Origin of the sequence: Emticicia agri (genome assembly GCF_004168285.1) — a bacterium.
Classification (GTDB): Bacteria; Bacteroidota; Bacteroidia; order Cytophagales; family Spirosomataceae; genus Emticicia; species Emticicia agri.
Genome location: NZ_SEWF01000034.1, coordinates 1 through 19,331 on the forward strand (window position 1 = coordinate 1; position 19,331 = coordinate 19,331).

Consider the following 19,331-nt stretch of genomic DNA (forward strand, 5'->3'; position numbering starts at 1 on the left):
GGTCAGGATTGGTTTGTGAATGAATCCGATAAAATTCTTATTAACAAACTACTCTTGGAGAGAATATCTTTATCCGGTATTTGTCGAGTATGTGATTTGAGTCAGCAGTGGCTATTATCTTACATCAAAGACTTATATAAATCCCTACCCGATGATTTAAACGCTGATTTGACTTTGCCGGATATTGAATCTTATTTAGGAGATAGAATGGATGAAGAAATCGGAAGGATAGAGGTTATAAAAAAAATTCGATTGCATTACAAGAGTACATTCAAGTATCAGATAATGAGGTAGTTATAGAAGATGTAGTTACTAATTATTACTTATCTGACATAGAAAATAACGATTTATTAGTCAATGAATTATATAGTAAACAGAGAGGGGTAAGGGTTGAGTATTATGGTATTCAATTAGATGAGATGTGGACTTTTGTAGGTAAGAGAGCCAATAAACAATGGTTATGGTTAGCACTAAACCCTATTAATAGACAAATTATTGCCTTTCATATAGGCAGTCGTTCAAGCAAAGATGCACAAGTTTTCTATGAAAAAATACCTGCTGTTTTCAAGAGTAATACTGGTTTTTTCTCTGACTACTGGCAAGCATACATAACTACTTTTGAAAAAGAGAATCATTTTGGAGTAGGAAAGGATAGTGGTTTGACGGCATATATTGAACGTTTTAATGGAACATTAAGACAAAGGGTAGCCAGATTAGTTAGAAAATCATTAAGTTTTTCTAAATCTTTAGAAAACCATATAGGAGCAATAAAGTATTTTATTTGCAATTACAATCTTGAAATAAAAGCATTACATTATTAGGATTACCAAGATTTGATTAGAATTGATTGGTAGAGGAGTTGAAACCATAAAATGGATAAAACAAAAAAGTCTCACAATCATTTGATTATGAGACTTTTAATGATGTGGAGAAGATGGGACTCGAACCCACGACCTCTTGACTGCCAGTCAAGCGCTCTAGCCAACTGAGCTACATCCCCGACTGGTGTCCCCGACTTGGCGTCCCCGACTTATTGTACCAGAAAAAATATTACTATTTTCTTAGGGAACGCAAAAATGCAAATTTTCTTTTAAACTCCAAACATTACCAGCCCGGAATCATAAAATTAATTCCTGTAACTGCCCTCTGCACTTTTCCATTATAAATCGGGAAAGCCAGATAAGGCTCTAAAATCAGATAGCCCAGCGCATTGATACGCAAACTTAAACCTGTACTGATAATCGGTTTTAAAGCTAAGCGTTGTTTTTCGCCATCGCTGAAAATATACTCATAGGTTTTACCGGGCGAACGATTATCGTCCCATGCCATGCCCATATCAAAAAAGAAATTCAAATCGGTTGGCACATAGGCAAAATCTATCAGGGCTAATTTCTTAGGACCCGTAAAAGGCAATCTTACTTCAATATTGGTTAATCCCATCTGTGAGCCTTTGAGTTGCTCTTCGCTCAGGGCTAAAGTAGAGGTCTGGTTGCCCAAAGCTTTGCCCCAGAAACCGTGCATATACCACGGGTACCCCAGAAACATCGGGTATAAACGGTTATAGTCTTCTATATTTTTAGTGCCCAGGCGGCCATAATAATACAGCCTCGCCGCCACTGTAACAGGTTTCAGGTATTTATACCGACGGTAATCGGCAGTAATGCCATTATGGGCAATATCACCAAAATAACGGGAGAACTCAAAGCGATAACGATAACCATTGAGCGGAGCAGTAGTACCGAAAGTTGTATTATCACCTACATAAGCCACATATAACTGTTGCAGGTTAAAAGGTTTGAACCCTTTCTCCAGTAATTCTGCCTGTGGAATCCGGCGAGGGGTTTCGCTACCCCGGTAATAACTTCCTACGGCATCGTTGGCACCATAATAATCACTATAGATGCGTCCGCTGTAACTATACCAGTTTGCGCTGCCACCTACCTCAATACGATTACTTTTGCTGAGTGGATAAAAAGCAAAAAGTCCTACTTCATTGATAAATAAACGATACAGATTATAACTCGACTGAATCAATGAATCAGTAGCCGGAATACCCAGGCTTGCTTTTACCTTGGGGTCAGTTATGTATTTGTTGGTAAGTTGATAGTCAGAAAAGCGATAAGGAATACGGGAGATACTGGCACCCCATTGCAAAGGTTTTTTCTGATTCAGATAGGCAAATTGTCCGCCAAAATCCTGCAACTCACCATTCAAAGCCAATACACCCGATACCTGGTTATTATTGAGCATATCGCTGGCTAAACCTACAATACCCCCGCCAAGACCTGTTCCCCAACGACTGGTGGACATGCCTACACCCGAACTACCCAGATAATCTAATTTGAATTTCGGATTATACCTCAGTGTTTGCAGTTTATCGGTTTGTATTCTCCCTAAAATATTCTGTTTATTCAGGTTGGTCTGTACAATGTTTCTGCCTTCTTTCCAGTCAATAGGTGCCAGTGTAGCAGGTGTTTTATCAATCTTATTGTCAACAGGTTTCCCTGTCAGTTCTCTTTCTTTTACTACATACAGATTGTATTTGCCTCCCTGAAAATACGAATACACCAGCGTTCCTGTTTTAGAAGCCATACTCACTGCAGGAGAATACATCGTAATACCACTAATGCCCGTAAAATAGTTGGTCAGTTTTTCGATACTACTTTCGGCAAGCGAGTAGCGATACAGATTTCTGAAGCCATCGGCATCAGATAAGAAGTAGATAAAATTGCCTGTGGGGTCAACCAGAGGGTTCAGGTTATCAGCCCCTTGAAAGAAAGCAAAAGTTTCTACTTTTGAAGAACCTATTTCTAACCTTGAAATAGAAAAATCAGCTTTTTCTAAACGGGCAAAGTTATGCGCACGGTCGGATACGAAATAAATCCACTTGCCATCGGGCGACCATGTAGGTTGCAGGTCTGAATGCTCATCATTAGTCAGGTTTCTGACTGTTTCTTCTTTAATATTAAAGGCATACAAATCACTTACCCCGTTCATCAGGCCGGAAACTACAATGGTGCTACCATCGGGCGACCAGGCAGGGTTTGAAAACGAGTCAACACCTTTCAGTTCAAAAGTGCGTTTATTCCCGTTAGCTACATCAATAATCGATAATTTATTACGCCCTTTGCTCTGAATCACCAGAGCTAAGTTGCGGCTATCGGGCGACCACGCTCCGGCGGTCTCTAAAAAACTATAAGAATCTACATGTGAACCAAATGAAGTGCTTTCAATCTTTCTGACGATTTTACCAGTATGGGCTTCTGCAATAAAAATATCTAAAGAAATAACATTTTTGGAAGAGATATAGGCAACAAAATTACCGTCAGGGCTAATAGTAGGGGAGAGGTTCATTTCCCCTGCATTTTTAGACGAAGCTACCTCTTTTCCGACTGGAATGGTAGAGGTGCCTTGCCGTAAGGGGATATAGGTATCAACCAATGCCTTTTTCCATCTGGTCGAAAAACGCTCAATATCCATTTTCAGGTTCCGCTTAAAAGCTGCTTCAATGCCATATTTAGCCGTTTCTCTGAATAGCGGACGAATCATGTCATCTCCATAAGTTCCGGCAATATAAGCCCAGAAAGCCTGCCCCCAGCGGTACGGAAAATATTTATATTCTTTAGTTACCAAATCTCTGATAGTTGGAATATCGTCGCTCATCACGGCATCACGCATCCACATAGCGGTATGTGCGTCTACTCTACCCAGCGACATATATTCTGCCAGCCCCTCTACCATAAACAAAGGTAGGTTCTGAATATTGGCTAAAGAAGTAGAGTCTCCGGCGGTCATTAACTGGTACTGAAACGCATGCACCAGTTCATGTCCTAACACATGGTCGGTCTGGCGTTTAGAATACATCATGGGCATTACAACCCTGTTGCGAAGCCCTTCGGTTACGCCACCTGTGCCTTCGCCTATTTGTCCGTTGATTGCTGTAGTTTCCTGAAAATCGGGGTGATTCTGATAGATAATGAGGGGATTGGGTTTGATAAAAGCGAGCTTGAAAACTTCCTGATGAATTTTGTACCAATGTTCACTATTCACAATCAGGTCGTTCGGTATGGTATTATCTTTAAAATAGTGGTATAACTCAAAGTGTGGGCTTTGTAAAACTTTAAATCCGAATGATTTGTAACGAGGTTTGTTTTGTCCGAAATATTGTGATTGCGAAAATGATAAGTTACTGATAATCAGGCTTATCATTACCAACAAGGCTTTTCTCATACTCACGATGTAGTGTTATTTTCTCTTTATAACGAAATTTAAGAGAAAATAGCTTAACAGCCTATCTAAAAATTATCATTCGGCCTGAAAATTTATTTACCGAAATCAGGGCGGCAGGCACTGGCAAATCTGGCTTTCCAGTAATTGGTCATCATATTATCTTCAATCACGCCCTTGCTGGTAGAAGCATGAATAAAAATAACCTCATCTTCACTTCGTACTTCGGTTACAATACCTGCATGATTCACTACTTTTCCGTTGACAGAAAAGAAAACCAGGTCGCCTGTACGAATATTCGGGATATCAATGGCAGGAAAAAACTCTGATTGCTGCCATGAAACACGAGGAAGTTTAATGCCAAATTCTTTGAAAGTATTGCATAACAGACCCGAGCAGTCAATGCCTTGCTCGTCATTACCACCGATACGGTACGGTACACCTGTATACGAGCGAGCTATCTTAATCAGGTTTCGGGTATTGGCCGATACATATACTTCAGGTTTTCTGACCGTGCGTTTTTCGGCAGTATGTTTCTCGACAGTCTTTTTTTCGTAAGTAGATTTAGGCTTATTTTTAGCGGCCAGTTCTTCTGCTTTGCTTTTGGAACGCAAAACTTCGCAAGACGAAACGCTCGACAATATACTTATCAAGCATAGGAATCTGATTAGTTTTTTTGAGTTAAGCACGTTTGGAAAGCATTTTTTTATTCTAACGTTAAAATTATGCCAAAGTATAAAATTTCAAAACTTTTTATTTTAATTTATCGTAATTATAAATGTATCACGATTTTCCAAATCGTCGTTAGTAAATAGGATACAACTAAAATACGGGCCTGTTTTTTAGTGAATACAAGTCTATCAATTGTGCAGCGTTCGCATACATAAAACTTATAAAAACAATGAAAAATAAAACATTCTGGAAAAATATCACACTCATGATAGGTGTGTTGCTGACAGTCCAAACCTACGCACAAAATAAAACCAAAGCCAATGCAAAACCCGATTGCAAGATTGCCGTAATACAGAAATCGGAAGAGGAATGGAAAAAACAATTGAGCCCGGTGCAGTTTGCTGTTGCCCGCAAAGCAGGTACTGAACGTGCGTTTACAGGTGAATACTGGGATAACCACGAAAAAGGCATTTATAAATGTGTCTGCTGCGATTTAGACCTTTTCAGTTCAGATACCAAATTTGAATCAGGCACCGGCTGGCCCAGTTTCTATAAACCGCTCAACGATTGCGCTGTAGAAAATAAAGTAGATGCCAGCCACGGCATGGTGCGTACTGAGGTGGTTTGTAACCGTTGTAAAGCCCATTTAGGCCACGTTTTCGACGATGGCCCTAAACCTACAGGCTTACGGTATTGTATGAACTCGGTATCAATGAAATTTGTGAAGAAGTAGGAAAAGCAATAAAGGTCTCTCAGAAATGGGAGACTTTATTAATATACTTCCGTAAAATAAGTACTTTGCCATAAAATAAGTTTTTGCACGGGTTGATTTGGATAGTGCCAATAAAGGCGATAATCTTGCCTTTATTATAAACCTCCGAATCATGAAACTGTCTTTTACTATTGCTGTGTGCTTCTTTTTTACAGTTAGCTGTCTGCAAGCTCAGAATTTAACACTAACTCCCGGCAATCAGGGGAAATTAAATTTACCAAGGCTTAATTATGAGCAGATTCTGGCTATTCCTTCACCTGAAAGTGGCAGTATTGTCTACGACCTCACTACCAATTGTATCCGGTTCTTTAATGGTACAAAATGGATTCGGACTGACCAGAAAAGCGGTGATTTTGCGCCTACCGCACTTTCTGCCTGGAAGGTTTCTGAATTGAATCCTCAAAATGGTTTTCAGTCTAATCATATTGCTGTCGATAATCAGGGTAATATCTATATTACCGGTCTTTTTATGGACAATTTCAAAATTAAAGGCGTTACCTACCAGGCATTGGGCTATGGCGATTTTTTTGTGATAAAATACAACAATGCAGGTGTACCGCAATGGGTAAAGACCGGAGGCAGTCAGAATAGTTATGCTACTGCGGCTAATGTAGAAGTTGATAATCAGGGAAATGTTTTTTTTGCGGGAGGCTTTTTCAATACTTTAGTTTTTGATGGTAGTTCTTATCCTGCCAATAATTCGTCAGAAGATATATTCGTCTGCAAATTATCTGCTGCTGATGGCAGTGTGTTAGCCATGAAAACCTTTGGCGGCAGCAATTATGATACCATAGGCAGAATTTTTGTCGATAACCAAAGTAATGTCTATGTAACAGGCACTTTTGTGGGAGCTTGTAATTTTGATGCTTTTTCGGTAACAGGGATTGATAATAACGATATATTTATTGCAAAATGCAATGCCAATCTGCAATTTCTGTGGGTAAATAAAATTGTAGGAGTTAGTTCCGATTATGGCAGTCGTATCTATGGAGACAATGCCGGAAGTGTTTATATTACAGGAGCTATTGGGTCTGATGCCACTTTTGCTCCGGGCTATACATTCTCTCCGGGTATGCAAACCATGTTTGTGGCTAAATACGATGCTTCTAACGGAAGTTATCTCTGGCATAGAAACCAGACTAATACAGGGTTTATGAGTTATGCCCATAATATTGTGGTAGATAGTGAAGGAAATGCCTATATAGGGGGATACTTTTTTACCTATATTGATTTAGGAGGCCTACAATTCAATGCATCAGGAAGTGCTTCTGACCTGTTTTTAGCTAAAATTTCAAAAGATGGTGTCTGGCAATGGTGTCAGAAATCGCTGAGCAATGACTCTTATGATACCGAATATTTCAGTGATTTGAAAATAACTTCCACTGATGAGTTGTTTTTAGTTTGTAAAACTTCTTACAACCCGAATTTCGGGTTTGGTGATAAGCGATATGCAGGTAATAATTTTATATTCAAGTTTGATAAAAACGGAGGTGTAAAAGGAGGGAACGCCATTCAGTCAGGTATGAATCAGTATATTCAGAGTGTAGCTATTGGCGGCAATTACCATTACCTGACGGGTTATTTTCAGAGTTCTATCTCTTTTGGTAACATTTCGTTGGCATCTCCTTCGTATAACGGTTTTGTGGTGAAATTGGTGGAATGATTAGAAATTAATTGGGTGATGTTAATTCGCTCTCAGAAATTAAAAGACTTTACTGCTGATAAATTGGGGTTCAAAATTTTGAACCCTAACAAAAAACTGCTATTCCCATAAGCAAATATCAATAGTCATTCAAAACATTTTGTATTACATCTTCTATTAGTAAAGTGAATCTTCAGAAATGATTAATTTTTAGCCCTTTGTAATCTGTATTCTCTTCTTCAATAATTAATTGGCTCAAAACTCAATCTTTTTACAAAAAAATCATCTGAGTTTTTACTGCTTTTACAATTAAGGTTCTAAATTTGCCCTATTAACCGACTAAATTTTTTTAAACAATTTGGCGTTAAATTTGTATATATTACTCTGTCCGAAGTCAATTATCTGGAATAGAATTGTGCCAATAAAAACCTTTTTCAATCGTTATTATTAGCTATTTTAAAAAGCATTATTATTGGGCTTGTTGTGAAGGAGCAAAGGTGATTTAGTAAAATTTATCGGATTTCGTAGAGACGACATGCTTGGCGTCTCAAAAGGCTGTGGGTATAGTAGAATTATCTATTGTAATTTCATCTTCACAAACAGCATTTGTTGGATTGCATAACCCCTTGGAGACGCCAAGCATGTCGTCTCTACGAAAAAAAATGAATCCGATAAGAAATCCATTTTATTCGCTCGCTTCAAACAAGTTCTTTTAATAGCTTAATCACTCAAAAAAGCTTTTTTCATGCTTTCACATCTTCTGATTAAGAATTATGCCCTGATTGAGCACCTCGAGCTTTCTCCTGATGCTCATCTGAATATTGTAACAGGCGAAACCGGTGCAGGAAAATCTATTATGCTGGGTGCAATAGGTTTATTGTTAGGGAATCGTGCTGATGTAAAAACACTTTACAATGAAGCCGAGAAATGTATCATTGAAGGTACTTTTTCTATGGATGGCTTCTATGTACAAAATATATTCGACGAAGAAGAACTCGACTTCGAAAACCCCTGTCATATCCGTCGCGAAATTGCGCCAAGTGGTAAGTCCAGAGCCTTTATCAATGATACACCCGTAACCCTTGAAACGCTTCGCAAAATCACTTCACAGTTGATGGATATTCACTCACAGCACGACTCTATCCAGTTGGGTTCTAACGAATATCAGTTGACTATTGTTGATACGTATGCCCAGTCGTACGATAAACTGGTAGAGTATCAGGATAAATACCGCACCTATAAAAAACTACAGGATGCGTATGAGCAATTACAGGCCGAATCTGACCAGAACAAGAAAGAATTTGAATACAATAGTTTTCAGTTAGACGAATTGTTGAAAGCAAAACTGGAAGCCAACGAGCAGGAACTATTAGAGCAGGAACTGAATATTTTAGAGCATGCCGAAGAAGTAAAGCAACGCTTACGTACGGCCTATGCCTACTTAACAGATACCGAACAATCGGTACTTTCGGTTTTGCAAAGTACTATTGGTAACCTGAATCCGATTTCTACGTATTCGCCTGAATATCAACAGTATAAAGACCGTATTCAGTCTTGCCTGCTTGAATTGAAAGATGTAGCCCGTGACATTGAATCGGAAGAAGAAGGGATTGAATTAGACAGCAGTCAGATAGAGACTATCCAGACCCGTCTGGATTTACTGTATAAATTGCAGCAAAAACACGCAGTGAAATCAAACGGGGAGTTATTAGAAATACAGGCGATTTTAGAAGAGAAAGTAAGTAAAGTATTGAATCTGAGTGAAAACCTGGCGGCTGCCAAAGAGCGTGTGGATAAGGCTTTTGAAACAGCCACCAAATCGGCAGAGGTATTGTCAAAAGCCCGTCAGAGAGTATTACCCGAAGTAGAAAGACGTGTAGTAGGTTTGCTCGTAGAATTAGGAATGCCCAATGCTACATTGAAGATTAACCATGATACCGGAAAACTTACCAACGATGGTATTGACCAGATAAACTTCCTGTTCAGTGCCAACAAAGGCATTACCCCACGTCAGTTAAAAGATGTAGCTTCGGGGGGAGAGTTTTCTCGTCTGATGTTAGCAATTAAATATGTTTTGGGTGATAAACGCTCGTTGCCTACTATTATTTTCGATGAAATTGATACAGGTATTTCGGGCGAGGTTGCCATTAAAGTGGGTAAAATGATGCGTGAAATGGCACAGAGTTTACAGGTAATTGCTATTACCCATCTGCACCAGATAGCAGGCCGGGGAACCAGCCATTTCTTTGTCTATAAGGATAATAGTTCAGCAAGAACGGTGAGTAGAATGCGTGAACTGAAAGCCGACGAACGTATTGTGGAAATAGCCAAAATGATTGGTGGCGAAAACCCCTCAGAAAGTGCCATTCACAGCGCTATAGAGATTTTAGGAGTCAATGTATAAAATAATCAATAAACCAACACACCCATTACAATGAAAGCACTATTGTATGTATTTACCATTATTTTTGCTGTTGCCTGTGCCAATAAATTTGCAGACGAATCGGCTAAACTGACAAAAGAAACGTTCGACCTGCATGATGAAGTAATGCCCGTTACGATGCAATTAGAAGGTCTTCGTTCAAAAGTCATGTCAAAAGCAGAAACGATGGATACTACTTCTAAACAACAGGCATTAGAAATTTCGAAATTGCTTAATGAAGCCGAAACCGAGATGAACGAATGGATGCCCAAATTGGCTGACCTCGAAAAAATGAAAGATAACCAGGAAAAGATTGATACATTAGTTGAATTGAAAACCGAAGGCGATAAAATCAAACAAAAAACGCTTGATGCCAAGAAAAAAGCTGAGGATTTTCTGAAGTAATACCATTTAATTATTGATAAACCCTCTCGTTTCAGAACAGCCTGTTATAGAGAGGGATTTTTACTATATGAAGTACTTATTGATTATATGTATTGGCTTGTTTATAATTGCAGGCGCTTGTCAACCTAAAAAACTACCGATTTTAGGCGACCGTGATTTTGTGAATGGAGATTCTGTCTATCATACTATTCCTGATTTTCAATTGGTTGACCAGGATAGCAATGTAGTTACTAACAAAACCTACGAAAACAAAATTTATGTAGCCGATTTCTTCTTTAGCACTTGCCCCACCATCTGTCCGATAATGAAAACTCAGATGCTACGCATATATGATAAATTCAAGGATAACCCTGAGGTAGGTATTCTTTCACATACCATCAACCCCAAATACGATTCGGTGGCTGTGTTGAAAGCATACGCTGACCGTTTGGGTGTTCCAGCCAGTTTCTGGCACTTTGTAACAGGCGACAAAGAGAAAATTTATGAATTGGGCGAGAAAGAGTATTATGTAACCGCAGGTGAAGATTCTACCGCCGCAGGTGGGTATATACATAGTGGAGCTTTTATATTGGTTGATAAAAAACGTAGGGTAAGAGGCATGTACGACGGTACCAAAGAAGACCAGGTAAGCCGCCTGATGAAAGATATGGATATTTTGTTGAAGGAAGAGGAATGATTAGGACTTTGTACAGATTGATATACATATTCAAAAAAAATCTTACCAATCGTATTTGTTTTGGCGAACTGCACAAATTCATGATAAAAAAAATAAAATATCTTCCTTTATTAACTCTCTTGGCTTCTTGTCAATCGGCAGAAAAAGTAAAGTTAGAGCAATATTATATCGGAGGAAAAGAAATATTTGAAAAGAATTGCGCTAACTGCCACCAGAAAGATGGAAAAGGCTTACAAAACCTTTATCCACCTATTGCAGGTAGCGATTATCTTGATGACAAATCAAAGGTAATTACAGCTATTAAATACGGTCTGGTGGGTGAATTAAAAGTAAATGGCAAGACGTATAACCAGCCTATGCCTGCCAATACCCACTTGCAGAATTTAGACATTGCCGAAGTAGTTACCTATATCTATGCTGAATGGAGAAATGAAACAGCAGTCACGAGTGTTGAGGAAGTAGAGAAGGCTTTGAAGAATAAATGATTTCGCAAAGGTAGAGGTTTTAGCTGATTTGGTTATGTGTGTAATGAACAGGATAATATTTGATAAATGAAAGTCAAATATTGTTTAATTAATCGGTTTTATCGTCTGAATTATAGTAACTTACCAATCCGAAAAACTAACTGCTATAGCCGACTATTCAAACATTTAAAATATCTGCTTTGGCAGACTTATTAACGACAAAACCCCAATAACCGGAATAAAACTGAACACTGATATGAAAACAAACATAAAGTTTATAGCTATCCTGATAGCTTGTTTTTGTACTGAATCAACTTTCGCTCAGACTTCGCCTGACTGGAAGAAAACGACTATTACAAGAGATTTTATTTCAGAAGGAGTGGCAGTGGCCGATTTGAATAAAGATGGCAAAATGGATATTGCGGCAGGCTACTACTGGTTTGAGGCTCCAAACTGGACACGCCATGAAATGGCTCCCTCACGTACCTTCGACCCTCGCAAAGAATACAGTGAGTCTTTTCTGAATCTGGGTATGGATGTAAACTTAGACGGTTGGGATGATGTGGTGATTGTGGACTTCCCCGGTAAAGTGGGTTTCTGGTTTGAGAACCCTAAAAACAAACCCGGACAATGGACTAAACATATTATTGATGACTCAGTAGGAATATCCAACGAATCGCCGGGTTTTATTGATATTGATGGCGATGGTCGTTTAGATATTCTTTGCGGAGATAAGAACAAAAAGCAGATTGTTTGGCTACAAGCGCCTACAAAAAAAGGCGAAACGACATGGAAACGTCATAACCTGACCAAAGAAAATGTAGCCGGAACAGAGATATTTTCTCATGGAATAGGTTTCGGTGATATAGATAAAGACGGTATTAACGATGTGGTTGTGCGTGAAGGTTGGTATAAAGGAACAAAAGATACTAAAGCAGGCAACTGGGTATTTCATCCGGCTAATTTAGGCGAACCTTGTTCGCACATGCAGATTCTTGATGTGAACGGTGATGGCAAGAACGATGTAGTAAGTGCTTCTGCTCACGCTTTGGGTATTTGGTTTCATGAGCAGGTGACTGATGAGCAAGGTAAAATCAACTTCAAAACTCACACCATGAGCAAAACTACTGCCCAGACTCACTCGTCTATCATGGCTGATGTGAATGGTGACGGCAAAAAAGAATATATTACAGGAAAAAGATTTCTGGCACACCACGGTCGCGACCCGGGTGATGCCGATGCTGCCTATTTATTGTATTTTGAGTTTACACCCGATAAAGCTCCTTACTGGAAAGAACACGTAATAGACAATGATTCAGGCGCAGGACTAAACATTGTAGCGCAAGACATCAATAAAGACAAAAAAATCGACATCGTAATAGCGAATAAGAACGGAGTGTTTTTATTTGAGAATGTGCGTAAATAATTGAGTGATTGAGCGATTTAGTGAATGAGTGATTATAATTTTGAGTACTCAATATGTATCTCGAATTTTAAATAACAAATAATCTGTTTTTAATTACTAAATCGCTCAATCACTCAATCACTCAATTTAAAGAATACATTCATGAAAAAACTCATACTTATACTATTAATCACATGCTATGGACTAACATCCTCGGCACAGACGCCCGGCAAATGGATAACCTTATTTGATGGAAAAAGTGCTGATGGCCTGAGAGGTTACAAAATGGATAAATTTCCTGATGGGGTTTGGGTTATCAAAGATGGCTCGCTGCAAACCATTCCGAAAGTGAAGAATGTTGATTTAGTTACTAAAGAACAATTTGGTAATTTTGAACTGGAATATGAATGGGCAGTGGATACAGCTGCTAATTCGGGTATATTTTTTCATTTGCAGGAAGACAAAGCAATGGTTTCTAACCACGGCAATAGCCCTAACTGGCTCGATAATTTTGAGATTCAGATATTAGATGATAAATATTTCAATGATACGGCGGCCGTTCGTTCGGCAGGTTCATTATACGATTTAATGAGACCTGTAAACAAAAAACTAATGCCTATCGGACAGTTTAACAAAGCTCGACTGATACATAAAGACGGTCATGTACAACACTGGCTGAATGAAGCAAAAGTACTTGATTTTGAAATCGGAAGTCAGGCAGTAAGAGAACTCATTATCAGAAGTAAATACAGTAAAAACCCACGTTTTCAGGCCTACAAAGAAGGCCATATCATGCTACAACACCACGGGCAGAAAGTTTATTTTAAGAATGTGCGGGTGAGGCGGATATAGTGGAGTTTATTTGCAGATTAATAATAGACAAAGGACTGATTTTAGTCTGGTCTTTGTCTATTATTAATCTGCCAACTGTTTTCATTTATGAACTATTTTCCAATACAAAACTTACTGAAAATATTTGCTAATAAATCATCGGTAGTTATTTGGCCTGTAATTTCTCCTAAATGATAGAGAGATAAACGAATATCCTGTGCCAAGAAATCGCCTGTGATGCCCGAACTTAAACCGTTTAAAACTTCACTTAAAGCATCGTGGGCTTTTATCAGGTGTTCGTAGTGACGTAAGTTGGTAAGCATAGTATCTGATTGCTTTTTTAGCTTGGACTTGGCTAAGATGGTGTTTTTTAAGTCTTCAATACCGATATTGTTTTTGGCTGAGATATGGATGGTGGAGTACACCTCACCCAACCCTCTCCTTGAAGGAGAGGGCTTAACAGCCTCTACCACGGATTCACTCCCCTCTCCTCCTTCAAGGAGAGGGGTAGGAGGTGAGGAGGCCGCCGCTGCGGAAAAACTCTCAGTTATCGTCTCTAAAACTTTCTCAATATTTCTTAGTACTTCCTCATTCGTAAATCTCAGAATCTTTATGCCATAAATAAACTCAATGTCAGTAGTTCTGGCTTTATCATATTTTTTTTGAGTTTCATTACCATGATGTACACCGTCTATTTCTATGCCTAATTTGCACTCATCGCAATAAAAATCGAGTATATAGTTTTCCTCTAATGGATGTTGTCTTCTAAATTTTTTGCCTCCTAATAGCCTGTCTCTCAATAATTCCCAAAGGATTTTTTCAGTCTCCGTTGAGTTCCTACGTAATTCTCTTGCTTTTTTTAGGAGATTTGTAGAGACGATATTAAAGGCAGATTTCACTTTCTCCGAAGTAACGCCCTCCTCACCCCCAACCCCTCTCCCTGAGGGAGAGGGGAGTTTTTTTAAGCCCTCTCCTTCCAGGAGAGGGTTGGGTGAGGCGGCCGCCGCTGTGGAATACAAATCAATCTTATTCCTAACCCAAATCACTTCCTTGTCTTTAACTATGTCAGCAAAAGTATTAGCCAGGAAAAGCTGGTCGATTTCGTTTTCAAAGAGTAGAATCACAATCTCAGCTTTTTCCATTGCTTGTTTTGAGCGTTCGATGCCGATGGTTTCTACTACGTCTTTGGTTTCGCGGATACCTGCGGTGTCGATGATGCGGAATTTCATGCCACCGATGAAAAGAATGTCTTCGATTACATCACGGGTGGTGCCGGCTATTTCTGTAACAATGGCTTTTTCTTCGTTGAGCAGGATATTAAGCAAGGTCGATTTTCCGGCATTAGGTGGGCCGATAATGGCTACCGGAATCCCTTCTTTAATAACATTGCCTGCATCGAAAGAATCTATTAGTTTTTTCAGAAAATTCTGAATTTTCAATATTAATTGTCTTAAATCTTCTCGCCCGGCAAATTCTACATCCTCTTCACCGAAATCTAACTCTAATTCTACCAGTGAAGCAAAATGGACTAGTTCTTCACGCAAGATTTTTAATTGGGTTGAGAACCCGCCTCGCATCTGGTTTAAGGCAGTTTTATGAGCTGCCTCTGAGTCTGCCGCAATCAGGTCGGCTACTGCTTCGGCTTGTACCAAATCAAACTGTCCGTTCAGGAATGCTCTTTGGGTAAACTCACCCGGCTTTGCCATGTGGCAGCCGTTCTGAATGAGTAGTTTAAGAATATATCTGATAATATAGTCGCTGCCATGACAGGAGATTTCTATGACATCTTCTTTAGTAAAACTACGAGGTGTTTTGAACACCGAAAGCAGCACTTCGTCAATGATTTTTCCTTTGGTGTTGTCAGTATAATCTCTGATAGTACCAAAATGAATGGTGTGTGATTCAACTTTAGTTAAATCTTTCCCTTTAAAAATCTTGTTTACAATTGCTAAGGTTTGCTCGCCCGAAACCCTGATTACCCCAATAGCCCCTACACCTTGTGGCGTGGCTAAGGCACATATTGTGTCTAACTGAACCATATTTTTTGATTGAAAACAGACTATTTAATTACATAAATTAGTCAAACTGGTCTGATTTCAAGGAAATTTGATTAAAATTTATTTACTTTTGCAAATCTACTTTTAAACTTTCTCGATTAAAAGTAGTTATGCTGTTGATGCCGTCTATACGAAGAATTACGTTGCTTTCTTATGATAAAAACTAAGTACCTGTGGTATATCAATGCCTTTCTGACATTGGTGGCGATATACATAGCCTACCGCATCTGGTTTGCTCCCCGAAGAGATGCCTGGAATTATATTCCTGACAACGCTTTTTTAGTGGTCGAAAGTTCGCAAATCCAAAGTTCGCTTTTCAATAAGAAAGGTCTCGATTCTACGCAACTGGCCGATATTCCATTTTTTTATGATGCGTTGCAACCTCTGAAACAAATTGCTCAAAGTATCGACGATTCTGTAGTAGCCCGTAAATTCTTAGCCCGTAAGCGTATTACTTATTCACTCCACAGAGAAACCAAGAAGAACCTCGAATACATTATTTATATCCCGACAGCCGCTTTCGGCGATGCCAATTTTCTTAATAAACTAACCTCTCCTGACCCTGCCAAAAGAAAAGGCTACGGGCGCACCTATAAGGGTGTCAGATTGGAAGAACTCTACAGTATCAATAACCAATTGTTGTTTAATTTTCTGTTGTACGACGATTATCTGATTTGTACGGGCTCGAAAGTATTACTGGAAGAAGTGGTAAATCGTATTAAGTTGGGTGCTCCTATCGAAAGCATGCCTTTTAAAGAAAGCCGTCGGGGGATAGCTCATATCTATTTTAAAAGCCGTAACCTGCAAGATGTGGCAGATATTCTGCCTTCGCAATTATCGCCTAATCTGATTGAGTTTTTTGGAAATATTACCCCAAGAAACCCTGATATTGTGTTTGAAAAGCCCAAAATACCAAATACCGTTTCAGCCTATATTTATTCGCAAGGCACCAATACAATTCCGTTTCTGGGTATTTTTGGTCAACAAATGCCGCAACCTTTTACCTGTACTGACCTGATTCCAGAAAATACTGCTATCACTTTTCGTGTCAGTTTCAAGAATAAAACCAAATTGGCGCAGGATTTCAATAATTATTTCAGGGGAAATGAACAGGCATTGCTGGCCGAACGTGACAGCCTGAATCGTTTTCTGAATATCAACCTGACGAGCCTCTACACCATCTTAAAAAATGAAATAGTATTGTGCGAAATGGAGACTTCATCAGATGAACCTTCAAAGAAGATATTGCTGATTAAAACAGAAGACCCCGCCGAAGCGCTGAATATGTTTGATGACCTGGCCGATAATGCCGGAAAACTCTCTTCGTATTTTAAACCACAGCCTTTCAGCTACCTGAATAATTATGTACGAAACATTCAGATAAGTCAATTGCCTGCTTTGCTTTTTGGCTCTATTTTCAGAGGTTTTGCCGACTGTTATTATACTCAGATTGGCGATTATATGATTCTATCAAGTGATGATGATGCCATGCGCGAATATCTGAATAGTCTGAATTTTGGGCAAACCTGGGCAAAATCGAATATATATACCGATTTTGTCAAAAAACTTCGTCCGCAGGCGCAGGTAACGGCCATTATCAGTCCGCAAAGAATCTGGAACAACCTTTATTACTCTTTGCCACAAAAATGGCGCAGTACTACTATTAAACATGAGCAACGAGCCAAAGCATTACGTTTTGTGGCGGTTGAAAACTTTGTGATTAACAATACTTTCGGGACAAAATTGCTGATTGAAAAAATTCCGCAAACACAAAAAGAGGTGTTAGTAAATCGTTTCTTTTTACAGGATAGCCTGAGTATAAACACGGCTTTTGTAGGTAAACCTTTTATTATTAAAAATGCCCATAATACCTCAGAAGAGATATTGCTTCAACGAGCCGACAATCAGGCAGTTTTGCTAAGTAATTCGGCTAAGGAAATTAATAAGATTCCATTAAGTCAACCACTGACGAGTGCTTACCTGTTGCCGACCGATTATTTTCAGAATGGTACATTGCATTATCTGGCTACTACTGCCGATAAATTGCTGTTTTTTACAAGAGAAAATGCAACAGGTTTAGTAGCCAACTACGCCGATATTGATTTCAGTGGGTCGATAAGAGCCGTGGCTGCCAGTGAAACGAAAATCTATGTAGCCGACGACGGGGGTAATGTTTTTATAATTAATGAAGAAACCCAAAAGATTAATAAGGTAAGAACTCCCGGACACCTGACTGATATTATGTGGATTCAGCCTGTGAAATTCAAAAACAACACCCATCTGGCTATTCTGCAAAAAGATGGTACACTCAATGTCATTTATGAAGACGGGCCATTCCTGAAAGGCTTTCCAAAAGTACCATTAGCTGCTCGTCCTTCTGAAATGATAATAGAAGAGGGGCAGGGGAAAAATTCTGTTATCACCCTGATTTCAGAAAACGGAGAGATAAAAAAAGTGGATATGAATGGAAATTCATTGAGTAGGGGTAATATTCAATTAGAACGACCGGATAAAGCGACTGTTTTTGAGGTGATTTTCGACCAAAACCATAAAGACTGGCTGATTGCCCGCCGAACGCCAACCTCTTTGTTGATTATGAATAAAGTAGGTGGGTCAATTATAGAAATAGGTAGTACCAATTTCATGAAATCGCAATTGCGTTATTTTGATTTAGGCAATGACCTGCGGTTTGTTAGCATTTTTGACGGTAAAAATAATACACTCTTCGATTTGAAAGGCAGAATGTTAGGCGATAAACCGCTACCTGCTACGGCTTTACCTGCCGTATCATATTCAGAAGCCTATAATAAACTCTTTATTTATAATGCTAATAAGACAAGGTTTGAAGTGTGGTCGGTTAAATTGAAGTAGAAAAAATTTGAAATATTTGACGGGTAGTGTAGCTAAAGTAATAAAGATTGAAGTATGTTTAAGAAAATCCTCATCACTTTTATAACAAGTATTCTCTTATTCTCGTGCGAAGATACTGAACTGATTGAAGGAAGAGATGATAACCTTGCTATAGGGAATCCTTCTGACGCAGGGGTGAATGAGAATAATTATTTGATGGAGAAAGCCCCATACGCCTTATCTTATAACCGTTCGAAGGGAACTGCTAATTGGGTTGCCTGGCATTTATCTAAAGGCTGGAAAGGAAATGCTGTAAAGGCAGATAATTTTAAATCAGATGAGTCATTACCTTCTGGCTGGTATAGGGTTAAAACAAGTGACTATGTAGGCTCCGGTTTTGACAGAGGGCATTTATGTCCGTCAGCTGATAGAGATGGTTCTACGCAGGATAATGAAGCTACTTTCTTAATGACCAATATAGTGCCTCAATCACCCAATAGTAACAGAGACACCTGGGTAGCTTTAGAAACTTATTGTAGAAAAATGGTTGATGCAGGTAACGAATTATACATTGTGGTCGGTGTCTTAGGACAGGGAGGCTCTGGCAGCAATGGCGGTACCACCAAAACACTGGCTGATGGGAAAGTGGTAGTACCGGAGTCTCTTTGGAAAGTGATTGTAGTTTTGCCTGTAGGAGAGAATGATATAGATAGAATTGACAGCGACACACGGGTAATTGCTATAAAAATACCCAATCGCCAGTCGATAAAAAGCGATTGGGGAGAGTATCGGCTAAGTGTTGATGAACTGGAGGCTTTAACGGGCTACGACTTTCTGTCAAATGTATCCAACACGCTACAAAAACAATTAGAAGGCAAAGCTGATAAAGGACCGACTTATTAACTTTT

At 39.1% G+C, this 19,331-nt stretch carries 14 protein-coding genes, 1 tRNA gene and 1 pseudogene; 12 read left to right on the forward strand and 4 right to left on the reverse strand.

Annotated features, from left to right (window positions below; translation table 11 throughout):
- A pseudogene (locus EWM59_RS28285) lies at positions 1 to 294 on the forward strand (hypothetical protein); the annotation flags it as partial.
- A 110-nt stretch (positions 295 to 404) separates the two neighbouring features.
- Complete coding sequence (locus tag EWM59_RS19330) at positions 405 to 821, forward strand: IS1 family transposase (protein ID WP_262709290.1); 417 nt, start codon at positions 405 to 407, stop codon at positions 819 to 821.
- Positions 822 to 926: 105 nt separating this feature from the next.
- Here EWM59_RS19330 and EWM59_RS19335 read toward each other — a convergent pair.
- The 3 genes from EWM59_RS19335 to EWM59_RS19345 all read right to left on the reverse strand — a co-directional run bounded on the left by EWM59_RS19335 (position 927) and on the right by EWM59_RS19345 (position 4,916).
- Positions 927 to 1,000 (reverse strand) — tRNA-Ala (locus EWM59_RS19335).
- 104 nt (positions 1,001 to 1,104) lie between these two features.
- Positions 1,105 to 4,230 carry a PD40 domain-containing protein gene (locus tag EWM59_RS19340; RefSeq protein ID WP_130022903.1) on the reverse strand — a complete coding sequence of 1,042 codons (3,126 nt, stop codon included), beginning with the start codon at positions 4,228 to 4,230 and terminating at the stop codon, positions 1,105 to 1,107.
- Positions 4,231 to 4,322: 92 nt separating this feature from the next.
- Positions 4,323 to 4,916, reverse strand: a complete 594-nt coding sequence (locus tag EWM59_RS19345) for a C40 family peptidase (RefSeq protein ID WP_229239395.1) — start codon at positions 4,914 to 4,916, stop codon at positions 4,323 to 4,325.
- Positions 4,917 to 5,128: 212 nt separating this feature from the next.
- Here EWM59_RS19345 and msrB point away from each other — a divergent pair, with 212 nt between their 5' ends.
- The 8 genes from msrB to EWM59_RS19385 all read left to right on the forward strand — a co-directional run bounded on the left by msrB (position 5,129) and on the right by EWM59_RS19385 (position 13,537).
- Positions 5,129 to 5,632, forward strand: coding sequence for a peptide-methionine (R)-S-oxide reductase MsrB (msrB, locus tag EWM59_RS19350; protein ID WP_130022904.1), 504 nt, complete (start codon positions 5,129 to 5,131; stop codon positions 5,630 to 5,632).
- A 151-nt stretch (positions 5,633 to 5,783) separates the two neighbouring features.
- Positions 5,784 to 7,334, forward strand: a complete 1,551-nt coding sequence (locus EWM59_RS19355; RefSeq protein ID WP_130022905.1) for an SBBP repeat-containing protein — start codon at positions 5,784 to 5,786, stop codon at positions 7,332 to 7,334.
- 724 nt (positions 7,335 to 8,058) lie between these two features.
- On the forward strand, positions 8,059 to 9,717 hold the full coding sequence (recN, locus tag EWM59_RS19360; protein ID WP_130022906.1) for a DNA repair protein RecN: 1,659 nt from the start codon (positions 8,059 to 8,061) through the stop codon (positions 9,715 to 9,717).
- A 30-nt stretch (positions 9,718 to 9,747) separates the two neighbouring features.
- Positions 9,748 to 10,140 (forward strand): hypothetical protein, encoded by a 393-nt coding sequence (locus EWM59_RS19365; RefSeq protein ID WP_130022907.1) that lies wholly within the window; start codon positions 9,748 to 9,750, stop codon positions 10,138 to 10,140.
- Positions 10,141 to 10,207: 67 nt separating this feature from the next.
- Positions 10,208 to 10,816 (forward strand): SCO family protein, encoded by a 609-nt coding sequence (locus tag EWM59_RS19370; RefSeq protein ID WP_130022908.1) that lies wholly within the window; start codon positions 10,208 to 10,210, stop codon positions 10,814 to 10,816.
- 80 nt (positions 10,817 to 10,896) lie between these two features.
- The gene (locus EWM59_RS19375; RefSeq protein ID WP_130022909.1) at positions 10,897 to 11,301 is read left to right on the forward strand and encodes a c-type cytochrome; all 405 of its coding nucleotides are present in this window, start codon (positions 10,897 to 10,899) and stop codon (positions 11,299 to 11,301) included.
- 235 nt (positions 11,302 to 11,536) lie between these two features.
- Positions 11,537 to 12,706 carry an FG-GAP repeat domain-containing protein gene (locus tag EWM59_RS19380; protein ID WP_130022910.1) on the forward strand — a complete coding sequence of 390 codons (1,170 nt, stop codon included), beginning with the start codon at positions 11,537 to 11,539 and terminating at the stop codon, positions 12,704 to 12,706.
- Positions 12,707 to 12,847: 141 nt separating this feature from the next.
- Positions 12,848 to 13,537 carry a 3-keto-disaccharide hydrolase gene (locus EWM59_RS19385; RefSeq protein WP_130022911.1) on the forward strand — a complete coding sequence of 230 codons (690 nt, stop codon included), beginning with the start codon at positions 12,848 to 12,850 and terminating at the stop codon, positions 13,535 to 13,537.
- Positions 13,538 to 13,629: 92 nt separating this feature from the next.
- On the opposite strand, the gene mnmE is transcribed toward EWM59_RS19385, so the two are convergent.
- On the reverse strand, positions 13,630 to 15,555 hold the full coding sequence (mnmE, locus tag EWM59_RS19390; RefSeq protein ID WP_130022912.1) for a tRNA uridine-5-carboxymethylaminomethyl(34) synthesis GTPase MnmE: 1,926 nt from the start codon (positions 15,553 to 15,555) through the stop codon (positions 13,630 to 13,632).
- Positions 15,556 to 15,726: 171 nt separating this feature from the next.
- On the opposite strand from mnmE, the gene EWM59_RS19395 reads away from it, so the two are divergent.
- Positions 15,727 to 18,444, forward strand: coding sequence for a hypothetical protein (locus EWM59_RS19395; RefSeq protein WP_130022913.1), 2,718 nt, complete (start codon positions 15,727 to 15,729; stop codon positions 18,442 to 18,444).
- A gap of 54 nt (positions 18,445 to 18,498) precedes the next feature.
- Complete coding sequence (locus EWM59_RS19400) at positions 18,499 to 19,326, forward strand: DNA/RNA non-specific endonuclease (RefSeq protein WP_130022914.1); 828 nt, start codon at positions 18,499 to 18,501, stop codon at positions 19,324 to 19,326.
- Positions 19,327 to 19,331: the final 5 nt, after the last annotated feature.